Annotated in this window: 22 protein-coding genes; 20 read left to right on the forward strand and 2 right to left on the reverse strand. The window is 36.3% G+C overall.

The window, feature by feature from the left end:
- Positions 1 to 8 precede the first annotated feature (8 nt).
- Positions 9 to 1,208, forward strand: a complete 1,200-nt coding sequence (gene nagA / locus BMX40_RS07465; protein WP_090868411.1) for an N-acetylglucosamine-6-phosphate deacetylase — start codon at positions 9 to 11, stop codon at positions 1,206 to 1,208.
- Positions 1,195 to 1,920 carry a glucosamine-6-phosphate deaminase gene (gene nagB / locus BMX40_RS07470; protein WP_090868413.1) on the forward strand — a complete coding sequence of 242 codons (726 nt, stop codon included), beginning with the start codon at positions 1,195 to 1,197 and terminating at the stop codon, positions 1,918 to 1,920. Before nagA ends, nagB begins: the two co-directional genes overlap by 14 nt.
- A gap of 48 nt (positions 1,921 to 1,968) precedes the next feature.
- On the opposite strand, the gene BMX40_RS07475 is transcribed toward nagB, so the two are convergent.
- On the reverse strand, positions 1,969 to 2,610 hold the full coding sequence (locus BMX40_RS07475) for a YigZ family protein (RefSeq protein ID WP_090868415.1): 642 nt from the start codon (positions 2,608 to 2,610) through the stop codon (positions 1,969 to 1,971).
- Between the two features lie 177 nt (positions 2,611 to 2,787).
- On the opposite strand from BMX40_RS07475, the gene BMX40_RS07480 reads away from it, so the two are divergent.
- Positions 2,788 to 3,927: a sensor histidine kinase gene (locus BMX40_RS07480; RefSeq protein ID WP_090868417.1), complete on the forward strand. Its 1,140-nt coding sequence runs from the start codon at positions 2,788 to 2,790 to the stop codon at positions 3,925 to 3,927.
- 96 nt (positions 3,928 to 4,023) lie between these two features.
- Positions 4,024 to 4,716, forward strand: a complete 693-nt coding sequence (locus BMX40_RS07485) for a response regulator (RefSeq protein ID WP_090868419.1) — start codon at positions 4,024 to 4,026, stop codon at positions 4,714 to 4,716.
- A 114-nt stretch (positions 4,717 to 4,830) separates the two neighbouring features.
- Here BMX40_RS07485 and BMX40_RS20170 read toward each other — a convergent pair whose 3' ends face one another.
- On the reverse strand, positions 4,831 to 5,400 hold the full coding sequence (locus BMX40_RS20170) for a hypothetical protein (RefSeq protein WP_170840703.1): 570 nt from the start codon (positions 5,398 to 5,400) through the stop codon (positions 4,831 to 4,833).
- Between the two features lie 62 nt (positions 5,401 to 5,462).
- On the opposite strand from BMX40_RS20170, the gene BMX40_RS07490 reads away from it, so the two are divergent.
- The 16 genes from BMX40_RS07490 to hpf all read left to right on the forward strand — a co-directional run bounded on the left by BMX40_RS07490 (position 5,463) and on the right by hpf (position 17,246).
- Positions 5,463 to 6,302, forward strand: coding sequence for a DegV family protein (locus tag BMX40_RS07490; protein WP_090868422.1), 840 nt, complete (start codon positions 5,463 to 5,465; stop codon positions 6,300 to 6,302).
- A gap of 342 nt (positions 6,303 to 6,644) precedes the next feature.
- On the forward strand, positions 6,645 to 7,787 hold the full coding sequence (locus BMX40_RS07495; protein ID WP_244513418.1) for an ATP-dependent helicase ComFA: 1,143 nt from the start codon (positions 6,645 to 6,647) through the stop codon (positions 7,785 to 7,787).
- Positions 7,788 to 7,790: 3 nt separating this feature from the next.
- Positions 7,791 to 8,468 (forward strand): ComF family protein, encoded by a 678-nt coding sequence (locus BMX40_RS07500; protein ID WP_090868426.1) that lies wholly within the window; start codon positions 7,791 to 7,793, stop codon positions 8,466 to 8,468.
- Positions 8,469 to 8,498: 30 nt separating this feature from the next.
- The gene (locus BMX40_RS07505; RefSeq protein WP_090868428.1) at positions 8,499 to 8,918 is read left to right on the forward strand and encodes a TIGR03826 family flagellar region protein; all 420 of its coding nucleotides are present in this window, start codon (positions 8,499 to 8,501) and stop codon (positions 8,916 to 8,918) included.
- Positions 8,919 to 8,997: 79 nt separating this feature from the next.
- Positions 8,998 to 9,258 (forward strand): flagellar biosynthesis anti-sigma factor FlgM, encoded by a 261-nt coding sequence (gene flgM, locus BMX40_RS07510; RefSeq protein WP_090868430.1) that lies wholly within the window; start codon positions 8,998 to 9,000, stop codon positions 9,256 to 9,258.
- Between the two features lie 18 nt (positions 9,259 to 9,276).
- The gene (locus tag BMX40_RS07515; protein WP_090868432.1) at positions 9,277 to 9,765 is read left to right on the forward strand and encodes a flagellar protein FlgN; all 489 of its coding nucleotides are present in this window, start codon (positions 9,277 to 9,279) and stop codon (positions 9,763 to 9,765) included.
- A 41-nt stretch (positions 9,766 to 9,806) separates the two neighbouring features.
- Positions 9,807 to 11,333: a flagellar hook-associated protein FlgK gene (gene flgK / locus BMX40_RS07520; RefSeq protein ID WP_090868434.1), complete on the forward strand. Its 1,527-nt coding sequence runs from the start codon at positions 9,807 to 9,809 to the stop codon at positions 11,331 to 11,333.
- Between the two features lie 9 nt (positions 11,334 to 11,342).
- Positions 11,343 to 12,233 (forward strand): flagellar hook-associated protein FlgL, encoded by an 891-nt coding sequence (flgL, locus tag BMX40_RS07525; protein WP_090868436.1) that lies wholly within the window; start codon positions 11,343 to 11,345, stop codon positions 12,231 to 12,233.
- A 253-nt stretch (positions 12,234 to 12,486) separates the two neighbouring features.
- Positions 12,487 to 13,059: a DUF6470 family protein gene (locus BMX40_RS07530; protein WP_090868438.1), complete on the forward strand. Its 573-nt coding sequence runs from the start codon at positions 12,487 to 12,489 to the stop codon at positions 13,057 to 13,059.
- Positions 13,060 to 13,083: 24 nt separating this feature from the next.
- Positions 13,084 to 13,533, forward strand: coding sequence for a flagellar assembly protein FliW (gene fliW / locus BMX40_RS07535; protein WP_090868441.1), 450 nt, complete (start codon positions 13,084 to 13,086; stop codon positions 13,531 to 13,533).
- 2 nt (positions 13,534 to 13,535) lie between these two features.
- Positions 13,536 to 13,757 carry a carbon storage regulator CsrA gene (gene csrA / locus BMX40_RS07540; RefSeq protein WP_090868443.1) on the forward strand — a complete coding sequence of 74 codons (222 nt, stop codon included), beginning with the start codon at positions 13,536 to 13,538 and terminating at the stop codon, positions 13,755 to 13,757.
- A 71-nt stretch (positions 13,758 to 13,828) separates the two neighbouring features.
- Positions 13,829 to 14,191 carry a flagellar protein FlaG gene (flaG, locus tag BMX40_RS07545; RefSeq protein ID WP_090868445.1) on the forward strand — a complete coding sequence of 121 codons (363 nt, stop codon included), beginning with the start codon at positions 13,829 to 13,831 and terminating at the stop codon, positions 14,189 to 14,191.
- Positions 14,192 to 14,203: 12 nt separating this feature from the next.
- Positions 14,204 to 15,700, forward strand: coding sequence for a flagellar hook-associated protein 2 (locus BMX40_RS07550; protein WP_090868447.1), 1,497 nt, complete (start codon positions 14,204 to 14,206; stop codon positions 15,698 to 15,700).
- A 37-nt stretch (positions 15,701 to 15,737) separates the two neighbouring features.
- Positions 15,738 to 16,139 (forward strand): flagellar export chaperone FliS, encoded by a 402-nt coding sequence (gene fliS / locus BMX40_RS07555; RefSeq protein ID WP_090868449.1) that lies wholly within the window; start codon positions 15,738 to 15,740, stop codon positions 16,137 to 16,139.
- Entirely contained in the window at positions 16,139 to 16,492 is a 354-nt protein-coding gene (fliT, locus tag BMX40_RS07560; protein ID WP_090868452.1) for a flagellar protein FliT, read from the forward strand. The genes fliS and fliT overlap by 1 nt, the downstream gene beginning before the upstream one ends.
- A gap of 196 nt (positions 16,493 to 16,688) precedes the next feature.
- Entirely contained in the window at positions 16,689 to 17,246 is a 558-nt protein-coding gene (gene hpf / locus BMX40_RS07565) for a ribosome hibernation-promoting factor, HPF/YfiA family (RefSeq protein WP_090868454.1), read from the forward strand.
- Positions 17,247 to 17,444 lie beyond the last annotated feature (198 nt).

Raw genomic sequence — 17,444 nt, forward strand, 5'->3', positions numbered from 1 at the left:
TGGAGAATATGGAAAGCGGATCAAACTCTATTTATATTAGAAATGTTACGATTTACACAGAAAATGAAATAATTTCAAATGGAAGTGTGCTTGTAGAGGACGGAAAAATCAACGCTATATTTTCAGAAAATGAAAAGCCTACAAGTTACCCCAACCGTTTTAAAATCTTGGACGGTTCTAACTTAAACCTAATTCCAGGGTTTATCGATGGTCACATCCATGGAGCAAATGGTGCAGATGTCATGGATGCAACAGAAAAAGCAATGGATGCCATGGCATCGGTTTTACCAATGGAAGGGACTACTAGCTTTTTAGCGACTACTATTACGCAATCCCCGGAAAATATAGAGAAGGCACTACAGAATATTGCCAAGTATCCGAATAAACCTGGACAAGCAGAAGTATTAGGGGTGCATCTAGAAGGTCCATTTATTGAAGCAAGTAAAAAAGGTGCGCAACCACTGGAATATATAATGAAGCCAGATATTGCTCAATTTGATAAATGGCAGAAACTGTCTGGGAATAAAATTAAGACAATTACGATGGCACCAGAACATGATGAAGATGGTTCTTTTATTCGTCACCTATTTGAATCAGGTGTGAATGTATCTGCTGGACATACAGCCACGGGATTTGAAGGGATGAAGAAAGCTGTATCTCATGGTGTACGTCAAATCACCCATTTATGTAATGCCATGAATGGGATCCACCATCGCGATATTGGCGTAGTAGGAGCGGCATTCTCGTTGGAAGAACTACGGGCGGAATTAATTGCAGATGGAATACATGTTGTTCCCGACATGCTTGAATTAATTTATCGTAACGTCGGCAGTGAAAGATTAATCTTAATAACCGATGCGATGCGAGCCAAATGTTTACAGGCAGGAGATTATGAGCTTGGCGGACAACCCGTAACCGTGACAGAAGACCGTGCTGTATTAGAGGACGGGACATTAGCTGGAAGTATTTTGAAATTGCAGCATGGTGCACAGCGTATGTTAATGATAAAGGATGTATCATTGCAACAAGTTATAGAGATGGCATCGATAAATCCAGCTAAACAATTGAATATATTTGACAAAAAAGGAAGTATAGCTGTTGGAAAAGACGCAGATCTACTCTTAGTAGATGATGAATTAAATCTATCCTATACGATTTGTCAAGGAGTTATTGCATTTGAGGAGGAAAACATCAATGAGAATTATTAACGTAAAAGACTATCATGATATGAGTGAAAAGGCGAGTTCCCTACTATTAGATGTGATTGAGAACAATGAACATCCAGTACTAGGACTTGCAACAGGTTCTACACCAGAGGGTTTATATGAGCAATTAATCGCTAAAAACAAGGAGAAGGTAGTTTCTTTTCAAAATACGACAACATTCAATTTGGATGAGTATGTAGGGCTTGATGCAAATGATTCCAACAGTTACCGTTATTTCATGAATGAGAAGTTATTTAATCATATTGATATACCGTTAGAAAACACTCATGTTCCAAATGGTGTGGCGGAAAATTCGGAAGTTGAATGTAAGGAATATGAACAAGCTATTCAAAATGCTGATCGGGTTGATGTTCAGGTACTTGGTCTTGGGTTAAATGGACATATCGGTTTTAATGAACCAGGGACTTCGTTTAGCAGTCGAACCCATGTGGTTGAATTAGATGAGTCTACGAGAAAGGCAAATGCCCGCTTTTTTGAATCGCTAGAAGAAGTGCCAACACAGGCGATTACCATGGGGATTGATACGATCATGGAAAGTAAAGAAATCGTATTGCTCGTTTCAGGAGAGAATAAAGCAGAAGCTCTCAAACAGTTGGTTCACGGTGAAATAACCGAAGACTTCCCTGCCTCCATTCTCCAAAAGCATAAGAACGTAACAATTATTGCTGACAAAGCAGCAAGCACTAAATTATAGGTGCCAGGCACTTGCCGACTATTCGGCAAGTGCCTGGCACCCATTTGTTTATTGTTTATTCACGTCGATTTCAATATATTTGACGTCGGTTTCTTGTATTTGTGCTTGGTCGTTCGTTAGGTCTACAATCCACTCTTTAAATGTTTCTTCTTCACCGTTTTTGGCGTAAACAATAATCTCTACATTTTCTAAATAGTTAATGGCATCTACTATATACTCTGAATTTCGAAGTACATTTTCTAACTTCCCTAAGAGTGTGTAGTCTACCGTAATCGAATGCCCTTGCATAAGTTGTCTTTTCACAATACCTGTAGTAGCGATTGCTTGGGAAGTAGTACTACCGTATGCACGGATTAAGCCACCACCCCCAAGTTTAATTCCTCCGAAGTAACGGGTTACGACAACAGCGGTATCTTTAAGATTTTGTTTCTTTAAAACTTCTAACATTGGAACACCTGCAGTTCCACTAGGCTCACCATCATCGTTTGCTTTTTGAATATGATCATGTTCACCAATAATATACGCAGAGCAATTATGGGTTGCATCATGATGCTTCTTTTTAATCTCTTGAATAAATGCCTGTGCGGCTTCTTCAGTTTCCACTCGACGGACATATCCGATAAAACGGGACTTTTGAACTATAATCTCGTCAGATCCTTGTTCTTTTACAGTGAAATAACTTGGTAACACACAGAAATCCCCCTTTTTATAGTAATAATAGTATATAATAAGGCTCGTTCATGATAAAATAATTATCATAAAGGTTTGAAAAAAATGATTATTGCATGTAAACAAAATGAGCGAATAGACCCCTATAAAAATGTACCAGAGATACGTATAATTATATCATAGGTTGGTGGATAAATTATGACTGTTAAAACTGAGGAGAAAACATTGGAAATTATACTCGATGAAATGGTTAATGTAGTTGAGAACAGCAAAGATGAAATTTTCCATATCAGTGAAGAAGCACGGTCTGAATATGAACAATTATCTCGCGAATTAGAGGAAACAAAGACAAAAGTCATTGATTATATTGAAGATGGAGATCAGCTGGAACAAAATGTAAGCTATTCTAGGAAGCGCCTATCCGAAGTGAGCAAACATTTCGACCGATATGGTGAAGATGAAATTCGTGAGGTATATGAAAGTACCCACGCCTTACAAACCCAGCTAGCTGTTATGAGACAGGAAGAAGAAATTCTTCGTCAAAAGCGTGACGAGTTAGAGAGAAGACTATTAAATCTAGACCAAACGATCAAACGAGCTGAAGGGCTAGCAAGTAAAATAACGGTTATCCTTACATATTTAACGGATGATTTTAAACAAGTCAATGATATGCTAGAAGAAGCCAAGGAAAAACAAGAATTTGGTTTGAAAATTATTGAGGCACAAGAGGAAGAACGTAAGAAAATCTCAAGAGAAATTCATGATGGACCCGCACAAATGCTTGCCAATATCTTACTGCGTTCCGAATTGGTAGATCGAATCTTTCGAGAAGGAAGCTCTGACGACGCACTTAATGAAATCAAAAGTGTGCGTAAGATGGTTCGGACTTCATTATATGAAGTAAGAAGAATTATTTACGATTTACGGCCAATGGCACTTGATGATTTAGGTTTAATCCCAACTATAAAAAAGTACATTGCCACCACAGCTGAGTATAATAATGTTAAGATAGAGTTTACATCCATTGGCAAGGATGAAAGACTAAATCAAAAGTATGAAATTGCGCTATTTAGGCTAGCACAGGAGTCTATTCAAAATGCGATTAAACATGCTGACGCTACTGTCATCAATGTCAAGCTGGAGATTTATAAGCAATATGTGACATTAGTTATAACGGATGATGGAAAAGGATTTGATCCGAGCGAAAAAAAGGATAAATCGTTTGGAATCATCGGAATGCGAGAACGTGTGGAAATGTTTAATGGAGTAATGAAACTTAAATCATCACCTGGAAACGGCACAAAGATCATTATGCAAGTTCCATATGAAGCATACTAAACAGAAGTGATTTTACGATATAGAATAGAAGATTGATAAATCTATCATAAATTATGGAATAGGGAAAATAGATAAAAACGTAGGAGGAGCAAAAGGATGAATAGCGACAAACAAATAAATATAGTATTAATCGATGATCATAAGTTGTTTCGTGAGGGAGTAAGACGAATTTTAGATTTTGAACCTTCTTTTAACGTAGTAGCAGAAGGTGACGACGGAGCAATGGCTACCAAACTAGTTAAAGAGCATAATCCTGATGTTGTATTAATGGATATAAACATGCCGAACATGAATGGTGTCCAAGCTACTGCCGATTTAATTAGACTTTTCCCTACAACAAATGTCATTATTTTATCCATCCATGATGATGAAAGTTATGTGACTCATGCGTTAAAAACCGGTGCACAAGGTTATCTATTAAAAGAGATGGATTCGAATGCGTTGATAGATGCAATAAAAGTTGTAAGTGAAGGTGGATCGTATCTGCATCCAAAAGTGACCCATAATTTGGTCCAAGAGTACCGTCGCTTATCCAAGGAAAGTGCTAGTAGAAGTACAGATAATGCTATTGAGTATCACCGTCCACTGCACATTTTGACAAAACGTGAATGTGAAGTACTACAGCTTTTGGCTGATGGAAAGAGTAATCGTTCGGTGGCGGAAACGTTATTCATTAGTGAAAAAACAGTTAAAAACCATGTGAGTAACATTCTGCAAAAAATGAATGTTAATGACAGAACTCAAGCCGTTGTAACAGCAATCCGTAAAGGTTGGGTAGAGGTTGTATAAATAGATTGTGCAATCAATCAAGCTCTGGTAACGTAAATCGTGCCAGAGCTTTTTTAAGTTGAACGTGGTGGGAGTATAGATTGTGGAGAGGATAACTAGGTGATTACGATGGATCTATAGGGGAAAATGTCGGTAAATTCGAGGTAAGGGTGATATTTCGGGGATGAGCGTTGATAATTTGGGATGAAGGTTGATAAGTCGGGGATGAACGTTGATAACTTGGTGTGAAGGTTGATATATCAAAATAAACGTCGATAAGCCCAGCCCAATGGTTGATATCCCAAAATAAACGTCGATAACCTCAGACAAATGGTTGATATCCCAAAATAAACGTCGATAACCCCAGACCAAAGGTTGATATTCCCAAATAAACGTCGATAAGCCCAGACCAAAGGTTGATATTCCCAAATAAACGTCGATAAGCCCAGACAAATGGTTGATATCCCAAAATAAACGTTGATAAGCCCAGACAAATGGTTGATATCCCAGAATAAACGTTGATAAGTCCGGTTCAAAGGTTGATATATCAAAATAAACGTCGATAAGCCCAGACCAAAGGTTGATATTCCCAAATAAAAGTTGATTCCCCCACTTAAAAGTTGATCTCCCCACCTGAAAGTTGATAAACCCCAATGATCTATCCGTATTTTTCTGCATTACGAATGCATTTTTTCTAGTATTCATGTAAAATATAAGGCAAATGCCTAAGATAAAGTATAATTTACAAGTGGAGAGGAAGGGAATAAATGAAAGTTGCTGTAATGACTGACAGCACTGCTTATATCCCAAAAGAGATTCGGGATGAACATGATATACATATGGTCCCACTTAGTGTTGTTTTTGGTAATGAAACCTACCAGGAGGAAGTTGACATCACGACTGGAGAATTTTATCAGAAAATAAAAGAGGTCAAAGAGTTACCAACAACGTCCCAACCATCTATCGGGTATGTAACCGAGAAATTGGAAGAGTTAGCAAAAGACTATGACGCAGTTATTTCGATCCATCTCTCAAGTGGAATTAGTGGAACATATCAAGCAGTTCTAAGTGCTGGTGAAATGGTTGATGGAATTAAAATGTATGCATTTGATTCCGAAATTAGTTGTATGGTTCAAGGTTTTTATGTATTGGAAGCAGCAGAAATGGCAAAGGAGAATAAAACCCCAGAGCAAATTATTGAGCGTCTTGATGAAATGAAGCAGAGTGTCAAAGCGTATTTTATGGTTGACGATCTGACAAATTTACATCGTGGCGGAAGATTAAATGGAGCCCAAGCATTAGTTGGAAGCCTGTTACAGGTTAAACCAGTACTACATTTTGAAGATAAAGTAATTGTTCCATTTGAAAAAATACGCACAAGGAAGAAAGCTTTAAATCGTATTATTGGAATTCTAGAAGAAGAGGCACAACAAAACGATCTCCGAGTCGTATTTATTCATGCAAATGATGAACAAGCTGCAACCGAATTAAAAGACAATTTCATAGAAAAATTCCCATCCTCGGAAGCATCTATTAGCTATTTTGGACCTGTTATTGGTACCCATTTAGGTGAAGGTGCAATTGGTGTAGGTTGGTATCGTAAATAGAACTCATATTATTATATTTGACTACCAGGTGCCTATTGCTCTGGTAGTCCATCCTCAATAAGAAAGGAAGATAACATGACAACTCCTTCCACAAATCAACAACATCCACTTACTCAACAAGATTTAGCCCTTCGCTATACAGGTAAACTCCTTCTCCGCAGTGAAATTGACCTTGATGACGACAACTTTCAACGATCTAACTTTTCTCCAATCCCATCCATTATCCGCCGAAATTTTCTCTTCATTTGCCAACGATGTGGAAATCAAAAACGCTCGCTATTTGCTAAGATCCCATGTCAATCCTGTCATCAGACGCATTTATATTGCAGGAATTGTATTGAAATGGGGAGAGTTATGGAATGTACCCCGTTATATTTTTGGTCCGGAGAGAGTCCAAATTGGCCTCAACATCAAAGACCTTGCTCATGGACCGGGACCTTAACAGAAGTACAACAGCATGCATCTTACAAAATAGTACAAGCGGTTTTAACCGCGCAACCAGAGCTACTTGTATGGGCTGTTTGTGGAGCTGGGAAAACAGAGATGCTCTTTGCAGGAATTACAAAAGCGCTCCAACTTGGGAAAAGAATTTGTATTGCAACGCCGAGAGCAGACGTAGTGAGAGAGTTGCTACCTAGAATGAAGCAGGCTTTTTCCGATATAACGATACAAGGGTTATATGGCGGCGCTGAGAACAAGGATGGGACCGCACAACTATTGATTGCGACAACCCATCAGCTGCTTCGTTTTCAAGAAGCGTTTGATGTACTAATTATTGATGAAATAGATGCTTTCCCATTTCACAACGACCCTTCCTTACTATTCGCTTCCAAACGAGCGAGAAAAAAACTCCATACAACGATATACCTAACTGCCACTCCACGACAAGAACATCGTGTGCAAATTGACCGAAATAAGCTCCCACATGTATTTGTCCCTACACGTTATCATGGTCACCCACTCCCGATTCCAACATTATCTATGTGCTTTTCACTTAGAAAGGATTTAAAAAAGAAAAATCCACCAGCTCGATTTGTGAGATGGATATCCAAAAGAGGAAACCCTGCTCGTCAAATGCTAATTTTTGTCCCCACTATTGGTTTAGCAGAAGAAATGACACCAATAATTGCCAATTTGCTCCTATCTTTTGGTATTGTTACCCAGCAATCAGAGGTTACTTCTGTTCATTCCGAGGATCCCAATCGTGAAGCGAAAATCAAGTCTTTTCGAAAGAAGCATTTGCGTGTTTTACTTACAACTACCATTCTTGAACGTGGGGTAACATTTCCTTCGGTTGATGTTGCTGTGCTAGATGCTGGACATACGGTTTTTGATGAGGCTGCATTAGTCCAAATTGCTGGTAGAGCAGGAAGAAGTTCCGATGATCCAACCGGGGAAGTTATCTTTTTTCATGATGGTAAAACAGATGCGATCGTACATGCGATACGGTCCATTAAACAAATGAATAGCCGGGGAGGGTTTTAGAAATTGAACTGCATTTGGTGTCACGATGTTATAATGGTAGAAACATCATGGATAAACGTATTCCTTCCACCAAAACCAAACCGATTATGTCAAGCCTGTGAAGCTGAGCTTCATACATTACATGGACAGCGATGTTCGCATTGTAGTAGAATCACAGTAGATTCTGTTTGTTCAGATTGTACATGGTGGAAGCAATTTATGAATGGAAATGATGTGTTAGACAAGAATTATTCCGTTTTTGCTTATAATGATCGGATGCAAGAAATGATTACAAAATGGAAATATCGAGGGGATTACCAGATAGGTTATGTTTTTCAAACGACCTTTCAAGATTGTTTTCCTAAGATTATCCAAACCAAACAACAAATTGTTGTTCCAATTCCACTGAGCCCAGAGCGGTTATATGAAAGAAGCTTTAATCAAGCAGAGATGCTGGCACAGTTCTTGCCTATCAAAAGCGTAAATGCATTGTCCCGTATTCATGGTGAAAAACAGTCTAAGAAAACAAGACAAGAACGAATTTCATCAATAAATCCATTTAAACTGGAAGAACCTATTAACAAACCGGTTATTCTTGTCGATGATATATATACAACAGGCGCAACATTACGCCACGCAGCAGCTTTGTTAAAAGAACATGGTTGCCCAATGGTGTATTCCTATACATTAATTAGAGGTTAAAAAGAATATTATAAATTAAGGGGAATTGAAATGGCTGAGTTAGCAAATTGTACTCGCTGTGATAAAGTTTTTGTGAAAACGATACGAGATATTTGTCAGGAATGTTATAAACAAGAGGAAAAAGATTTTCAAACGGTCTATCGGTTTTTAAAAAAGCAAGTCAACAGAGAAGCAACACTAATGGAAGTAGTTGAAGCTACAGGTGTAGAAGAAAAGTTAATAATAAAGTTTATCAAAGAAAGAAGATTGCATACAACACAATTTCCTAAGCTAGCATATCCATGTGAAAATTGTGGTGCGAATATAGTATCTGGGAAGCTGTGTTCGAATTGCTCACAAGGATTTCTAAGTGATCTTGAAAAATTTGAAAAAGAAGAACATGAAAAGCAGAGTAAAGTAGCAGAAAAAAGTAAGAGTATATATTATACAATAGATAAACATAAAAAATAAGCTTTAATATTTACCGAATGTGCCGATATATAAATATATAGAATATAATTCGGATTAGAATTTGAAACGAGGTGATTTGATGAAAATTTATGGACCTAATTCAACGAATTTTAACCCATATAAAAATCAACTTCAAAAACAATCAGCATATGAGAAAAATGTTAATCAAAAAGATCAATTAGAAATTTCTAGTGCGGCGAAACAACTTCAAGAAAGTGAAAAGGTTCACCCTAAACGTGAAGCTTATGTACAGGAAATTAAGAACGCTGTAGAATCAGGGGAATATAAGATTGACCATGAAAAAACAGCACAAAAAATGATCGATTTTTGGTCGAAGTAATAGAAGGAGGACATAACATTGTCCGTTGAATCAATTATTCAATCGATAAAAAATCTTGTTAAAGTACATGAGAACCTGTTGAAAATCTCTGAAGAAAAAACAGAGGTAGTGAAAGCGGGATCGGTCGATAAACTACAAACTGTTTTAATTAAAGAGAGAAAGTTAGTTCAACTTTTAGATAAAGAGGAAGATTCTAGAAAGAAAAAAGTAGATGAATGGTTTTTACAAAACGGATTTCCTACTGAGGATACAACAATTTCAAAAATACTAGAATCGTTAACGAATGAAAAAGAAAAGAAGGAATTAGAGAATCATACGGTTGAGCTTACGGAGCTAATGTTAAAACTAAAACAGCAAGAACAATTGAATTTGGCGCTAATCCAACAATCAATGCAATTTGTTCAAGTGTCATTAGATTTAATGAGTCCTTCTTTAAAAAATATGAACTATGGAAATGAAAAGGATCAGTCATCCTCGAATCGCTCTATGTTTGATTCGAGAGCTTAGACTCCTAAAATCGGATAAGTTTTAAGAAAAGGAGTATTTACATGAGTACTTTTAATGGGTTGGAAATGGCGAAACGGGCCCTTTTCACACAACAATCAGCTATCTATACGACGGGACATAATATATCGAATGCGAATACGGAGGGGTATACTCGTCAACGTGTTAACTTTGAAACAACTTCAGCCTTTCCAACTGGCTCTCGAAACCGTCCAGAAATACCTGGTCAAATGGGTACGGGGGTTAAAGCTGGTTCTGTAGAAAGAATTCGAGATCAATTTTTAGATGCACAGTACCGTGCGGAAAATAGTAAGCAAGGATACTGGGATACGATGTCAGGTGCTATTAGTCGTATGGAAGAAGTTATGAATGAGCCTTCAGAAAGCGGTTTAGACAACACGATGGACAAGTTTTGGCAATCTTTGCAAGATCTATCGGTTAACCCTGAAGATTCAGGAGCGAGATCTGTAGTTGTGCAACGTGGTATTGCTGTTTCAGATACGTTTAATTACTTATCTGATTCATTAAATACAATGAAATCTGATTTGGAAAGTGAAATCAATGTTACCATTGAGGATGCTAATTCCATTGTTCGAAAGATTAACAGTATTAATAATCAGATAAAAGAAGTAGAGCCTCATGGTTACCAAGCAAATGATTTATATGATGAGCGTGATCGTTTAATTGATGAATTATCTGGGATTGTCAATGTCAAAGTACACCGGGTGGAAAGTTCAGATAGTGCCCCTGATAACGCTGCTGGATTGTCTAAAATTGAATTGGTAGGGGATGATGGCCAATCAATTAGCAAACCACCAATTTATCTAGTAAATCCTGAGGCTGATCAACAAACGCAAGAAATTCATTTAGGTGAAAGTGGTTCGGTTGATGATTTAATGGTAGGTGACAAAGAGATACCAGCAATCTCACAATCAAATGGTTCATTACATGCATTAATCAATGCTCATGGTTATGAAGGTCAATCGGAGAATCAATTGTCATTTACAAGAATGTTAAATGATTTAGATACAATGGCAAAAGCTTTTGCAGAAGAGTTTAATAAAGTCCACAGTGAGGGATATGGCTTAGGGGATACTACTGATAATAATTTCTTTGGTCCAGAAGATAGTGATGCATTAAATGCTGGATCAATCAACGTATTACAATCTATCATTGATGACCCTGACCTTGTCGCTGCTAGTAGTAAAGAAGGTGCAGCCGGTAATGGTGAAAATGCTTTAAATCTAGCAGCTGTATCTGATAGTGAAATAAAAAATGATGAAGGTGAATTTGTATTAGGAGAAAAGACTTCTGTTACAAGTTTCTATGAATCTCTAATCGGTAGTTTAGGAGTTACAGCGCAAGAAGCAAATCGTATGTCAGAAAATACGAATACACTTCGGACACAAGTTGAAGAGAACCGTCAATCCGTAAGTTCTGTTTCATTGGATGAGGAAATGTCTAATATGATTAAATTTCAACATGCGTATAATGCTGCAGCAAGAAGTATGACTACTGTAGATGAGATGATTGACCGTATTATTAATAATATGGGATTAGTTGGAAGGTAGGGAAACAAAATGCGAGTAACACAAAGCATGCTTTCAAATAATATGTTAAAAAACCTAGACAATAGTTATTCCAACTTAGGGAAATATATGGATCAATTGAGTACGGGAAAGAAAATTAATCGTCCTTCAGATGATCCAGTTGTAGCGATGAAGGGAATGAACTATCGGAGTCAGGTAATTGAAGTGGAACAATTTCAGAGGAATATAGGGGAAGTTCATAATTGGATGGATAACTCTGATGCTGCATTGGATAAGGCGACACAAGCATTGCAGAAATTACGTGAGTTAGCTGTTCAGGCTAGTAGTGACACATACGATACGGATGAAAGAAAAAGCATTATGGAAGAAGCAGAACAGCTTAAAGAACATTTAGCAGACATAGCAAACACGAAAGTTAACGGCAAATATATTTTTAACGGAGACAATACAAAGAACGCTCCAATTACCTTTGGTGCAGATGGAGAAATTAATACAATAGATTTTGATACAAGTGACGTTAACATAGAAGTTGCAAACGGTACAAAATTGAAAGCAAATATTGATCCTGTTAAAGCTTTTGGTGCGTCTGGCAGTGTTTTTGGGGATATTGATAAATTTATAAATGCGCTAAATGATAATAATCAAGAGGGTATAAATCAAAGTATTGAGAGCTTAGATGAAAATATAAATAATACGATTAATACTCGTGCTGATTTAGGAGCGCGTATGAATCGTCTAGAACTAGTAGAGAATCGTTTAGCAGAGCAAGAGGTAATTGCTACTAAAATGATGTCTGAGAATGAAGATATAGATTATGAAGAAGTAATTACGAATTTAATTACTCAAGAAAGCGTCCACCGTGCCGCATTATCTGCTGGTTCAAGGATCATTCAACCAACACTATTAGATTTTCTACGTTAATAATGAACCCTGACCCATAAAAGGGTTAGGGTTTTTTAATCTCGCGAAAAACTCGTAAGCTGGTATATACGCGACGTCCTGTTGCATTTTAAACACTAGCATGACCTGTGCGTTACAAGACCTCTATTTAACCCCCTCGAGGTAAAATTTATAGAGGTTAAGTGGAATCAACTGAAAGTCAATTGTCCGATTTGTTCATCTAAGAATTAGTGGGATGAAGAAAATTCACTTTATTTTGAAGGAGGGATAGATTTTGAAACTACCGCAAATACGTATGGAATCTCAATTGGCTCAGATTCAGTTAACAAAAAGAAATGCAAGACAAACAATCGAACAACCAAAAGCGGATTTAAGTATCCAACAACCTCGTGCTGAAATTAAAATGCGTACTACCCCTTCTAAATTAACGATTGATCAGACAAAAGCATTTGAAGATATGAATTTAATGAATATTTCAAAACGTATCCAAAGGTTTGCTCAGGAAGGTCGTAATGGGGCGTTACAAGGAATGGAGCGTCGTGCGCAACAAGGTAAAGAACTAATGAAAATTGAGAATGAAGGAGATCCATTAGTTAGCCAAGCGGTTACGAATGGCCATGATTCGATGAAATCATTAGGAATCAAATTTATTCCATCGACATTTGCTGTAAAAACTAATTATCAACCAGCTGAAGTGAATATTGATGTAAAAACGAACAATCCTATAGTAGAAGCGAAAAAAAATGAACCTATAGTACAGTATGAACCAGGTTCTATAGAAACGAGTATCAAACAGCATGCTAACTTGGAAATCAATTTTGTGAATCTTTTTAGTGAAACCGTTTAATTAATTAAAAAAGGTGTTGAAATAATGAAAATACAAACTAAGTATTTAGGTGAATTGGAAATAGATGATTCAAATGTTATCCAATTCCCCTCGGGTTTACCTGGATTTGTGGATCAAACTAAATTTATTTTACTTGATCTACCTGGTAATTCGGTATTTCAAATTTTGCAATCAATTACTTCTATAAACATAGCGTTTGTAGTAACAAATCCATATCATTTTTATAAGGACTATGAATTTGAATTGGACGATAACCTATTGGAAAGCATAGATATTAAACACAAACAAGAGGTAGTTGTGTATTCGATTGTCACATTGAAGGAGCCATTTGCAAATAGTACAATGAACCTTAAAGCACCACTAATATTGAATAGTACCAATAAACTAGGAAAGCAGTACATATTAAATATGGATCATTATCCAACAAATGCTTCCATTACACCGGTTGGATCTTCGAATAGGAAAGGAGAGTAATGATGCTTGTCCTAACTCGAAAACGCAATGAGTCGATTCAAATAGGTGAAGATATTGAAATTAAAGTACTCTCCGTTGATGGGGATCAAATTAAGTTAGGGATAAACGCTCCTAAATCAGTTGATATACATCGAAAAGAGATATATATGGCAATTACGGAACAAAATAGTGAAGCTGCGAATATATCATCTGATTTATTAAGGCTTTTAGAAAATAAGGAATAGATTTTCTTTTAGAGTTAAACATTTCAATGTATTGAACCGATAATATAAAAAACAAAGGGAGTTGCTGGGGGATGCGATTAGATTCAATTTCAACTGCTTCTAAACCCTTGCAGAACAGTAACCACAACAAAGAGATAGCAAGTAAATCAAAAACTGTCGAGCAGGAACGAAGCCGTCAAGAGGATTTATTTAAAGATAAGTTTAATAATAACACAAAAAAAATTGATACAGTTGTTGATAAAATGAATGAATTTATCGAACCACTGCAAGCAAATATCAAATTTGAATACCATGAGAAATTACAAGAGTATTATGTAACATTGATTGATAAAAACACAGATGAAGTAATTAAGGAAATACCATCCAAAAAAATGTTGGATATGTATGCTGAGATGGCGGAACTTATGGGATTTATAATTGATGAAAAAATTTAGGAGTGTATGTATATGTCAATGCGAGTTGGTGGACTAGCATCAGGAATGGATATTGATTCTTTAGTAAGTCAGCTAATGGCAGCGGAAAGAAAACCATTAGAAAAAATGGAACAGGATCAGTCATTACTAGAGTGGAAACGTGATGGGTATCGCGAAATCTATCAAAAAATGGACGAATTCGATAAACTGATATTCGATATGAAGATGAGTCCTACATATAAGTCAAAGGCAGTTAGTTCAACGAATGAAGGTGCAATTACAGGTACAGCCAGTACGAGTGCGCAGAATGGTTCCTATAATATTCAGGTGGATAGTTTAGCGAGTTCTGCAATTAATATTGGAGATAAATTAGCAGATGACGTAGACCCAGATGCAGCATTCAATTATAACGGAAGTCAAATCTCAATTTTCACTTATGATGAAAGTTTAGGGGAAATGACTGAAAGTGAAATAGACGTAACTACAGATGATAGCTTGAACGATATTTTAAAAAAAATAACAGATGAAGATAACAATGTAAAAGCTTTTTTTGATAGTACATCACGAAGAGTAATTATGGAGACTACTAGAACAGGGGATTATAACTCAACTACTGAATTCAGTGGTAATGAAATTGGTTTCGAAACTGGAACAGGTTCATTTTTTGATAATATAGGATTAGGTTTAGAAGGCGAATCTGGTGGAACGAACGCTACTTTTAGGTATAACAATAGTGATGTTGTCATGGAATCCAAAACAAACTCATATAACCTAAACGGCATCACATTAGACTTCAAGAATACGGGAAGTGCCAGCTTAACCGTCGATAACAACGTAGACGCAGCTTATGATAAAATTAAAGGATTTGTTGATAAGTACAATGAAATTGTTGAAGCAATAAACGGATCTCAACAAGAGAAAAAGAACTATGACTATAAACCACTAACTTCTGAACAAAAAGAAGAAATGTCTGAAGAGGAAATAGAACTTTGGGAAGAGAAAGCAAAGAGTGGGATACTTAGAGGAGAAACAGCTCTAACAAGTGGACTTTATTCCATGCGAAATGATTGGTACTCCAAGGTTGAGACTGGTGGAAATATAACTTCCTTAACGCAAGTTGGCATCAATACATCGGCTAACTATTTAGATGGTGGTAAATTAGAAATTAATGAAAAAGAATTAAAAGATGCATTACGCGAAGATCCAGAAGGTGTAATGAAACTGTTCTCCAATAGTACGGAAGATAAAGAAGATCCAAGTAGGGGATTGGTAAATCGTTTGGAAGATTCCCTCGATCGAGCAATGGCTGGAATAGAAAATAAAGCTGGAAAATCAACAAGTACATTGGAAAACTATTCTCTAGGTAAACGGTTGAAGGAATTGAGTACTAGGATGTATGATTTTGAACAACGTATGATGCAGGTCGAGAATCGTTATTGGAAACAATTTAGTCAAATGGAACAAGCAATTTCTAGAATGAACCAACAATCTGCGCAGTTAATGGGACAATTTGGTGGAGGAATGATGTAATCGTCATTCTCCAATTTCTGAACAAAGGAGTATTAAAATGGCACTTAATAAAGGTTATCAAACCTATCAAAATAATTCCGTTAACACGGCCTCAGGTGGCGAACTAACATTAATGTTATACAACGGTTGCATTAAGTTTATTAAACAAGCGATGAAAGACATGAACGAAAACAAGTACGAGGCAAAAAATACGAATATCCAAAAAGCACAAAACATTATTCAAGAGTTGATGTTAACTTTGGATCAAGAGGTCGAGATCTCAAAACAAATTCTACCACTCTACGAATATATGCATTATCAACTTAAAGAAGCGAATATTAAAAATGACGTTTCAAAGTTAGAAGAAGTTTTAGGATTTGTTATTGAATTCCGTGACACATGGAAACAAGTTATTCAAAAAACGCGTCAACAAAAATTTGCTCAGGGTGCACATGTATAATGAATCGCATGAAAGATATTTATGACATCACGCTTCAGTTAAACGAAATAGTCAATCAAGACATTACAGCCAAAAACCGACAAGCTGTAATTGAACAAATCAATCAGTTGATTGACAAACGTGGAAATGCAATGCATGAAGCGAAGCCTCCATTTTCTGCTGAGGAAAAGTTAATCGGTGAAAAGCTTATTCCACTCAACAAAGATATTGAAGCGAAAATGCGCGTTATCTTTGATGATTTGAAACAGGAAATGAAGCAGTCGAAAAAACAAAAGAAGTCAAACAAAACATATATTAATCCATATGACAAGGTTCAGACCGCAGACGGTATGTTTATGGATCGTAAAAAATAATTAAATCCCACTAATAAAGTGGGATTTTTTATACTCAAAACATGAATCTTTTGTGAAGCTATTAACGAAAACCGTTTAATAGAAGCATTGTTCGGGAAACTATTACTATGACATAAAAAGATTATTAGTTTATGCAGGAATTTTATTGGGAAATATAGTATAATATATATATAAAGATACAAAGGAGGACACTTTTATGAAATTCAACATTCGTGGCGAAAATATTGAGGTGACTGATGCAATACGTGAGTACGTAGAAAAGAAAATCAGCAAGCTAGAAAGATATTTTGATACAACACCAACCTCAGATGTACATGTGAATTTAAGTGTCTATAATGATGAACAACGGATAGAAGTTACGATCCCGATGACTGAATTGTTATTACGGGGAGAAGTTCAACACAAAGATCTTTATGCCGCAATTGACTTAGTAGTAGATAAGCTTGAAAGACAAATTCGAAAATATAAAACGAAAGTAAATCGTAAATTCCGTCAAAATGGTGCTCCAAAACATGTTTTTGCGGAATTAGAAAAAGAAGTTGCACTAGAAAACGAAGAGACAGAATCAGATGAATTAGAAATTGTACGTACAAAACGTTTTGATTTGAAACCAATGGATTCAGAAGAAGCCATTTTACAAATGGATATGCTTGGACATACTTTCTATGTCTATAAAGATGCTGTAACAGGAGATACAAATGTTGTCTATCGCAGAAAAGACGGTAGATATGGTCTAATTGAACCGCATAGCTAAATTTACGGAATGGACGGTCCCAACTTAAGGGATCGTCTTTTTCTGTTTCGTTGAATTGATGTGGGTGAAGCTGTATATATTAAAAGTTGCAGCATAGGGCAAGTGTTGTCATATTTGATGAAGTAGTGTTATTATAAAATATGGATAAATGTACTTACATAACAAGGTAAAGTAGTATAAAAAATGATAAGTTTTTCT

It is taken from the genome of Oceanobacillus limi (assembly GCF_900111445.1).
In the GTDB taxonomy this organism is placed as follows: Bacteria; Bacillota; Bacilli; order Bacillales; family Amphibacillaceae; genus Ornithinibacillus; species Ornithinibacillus limi.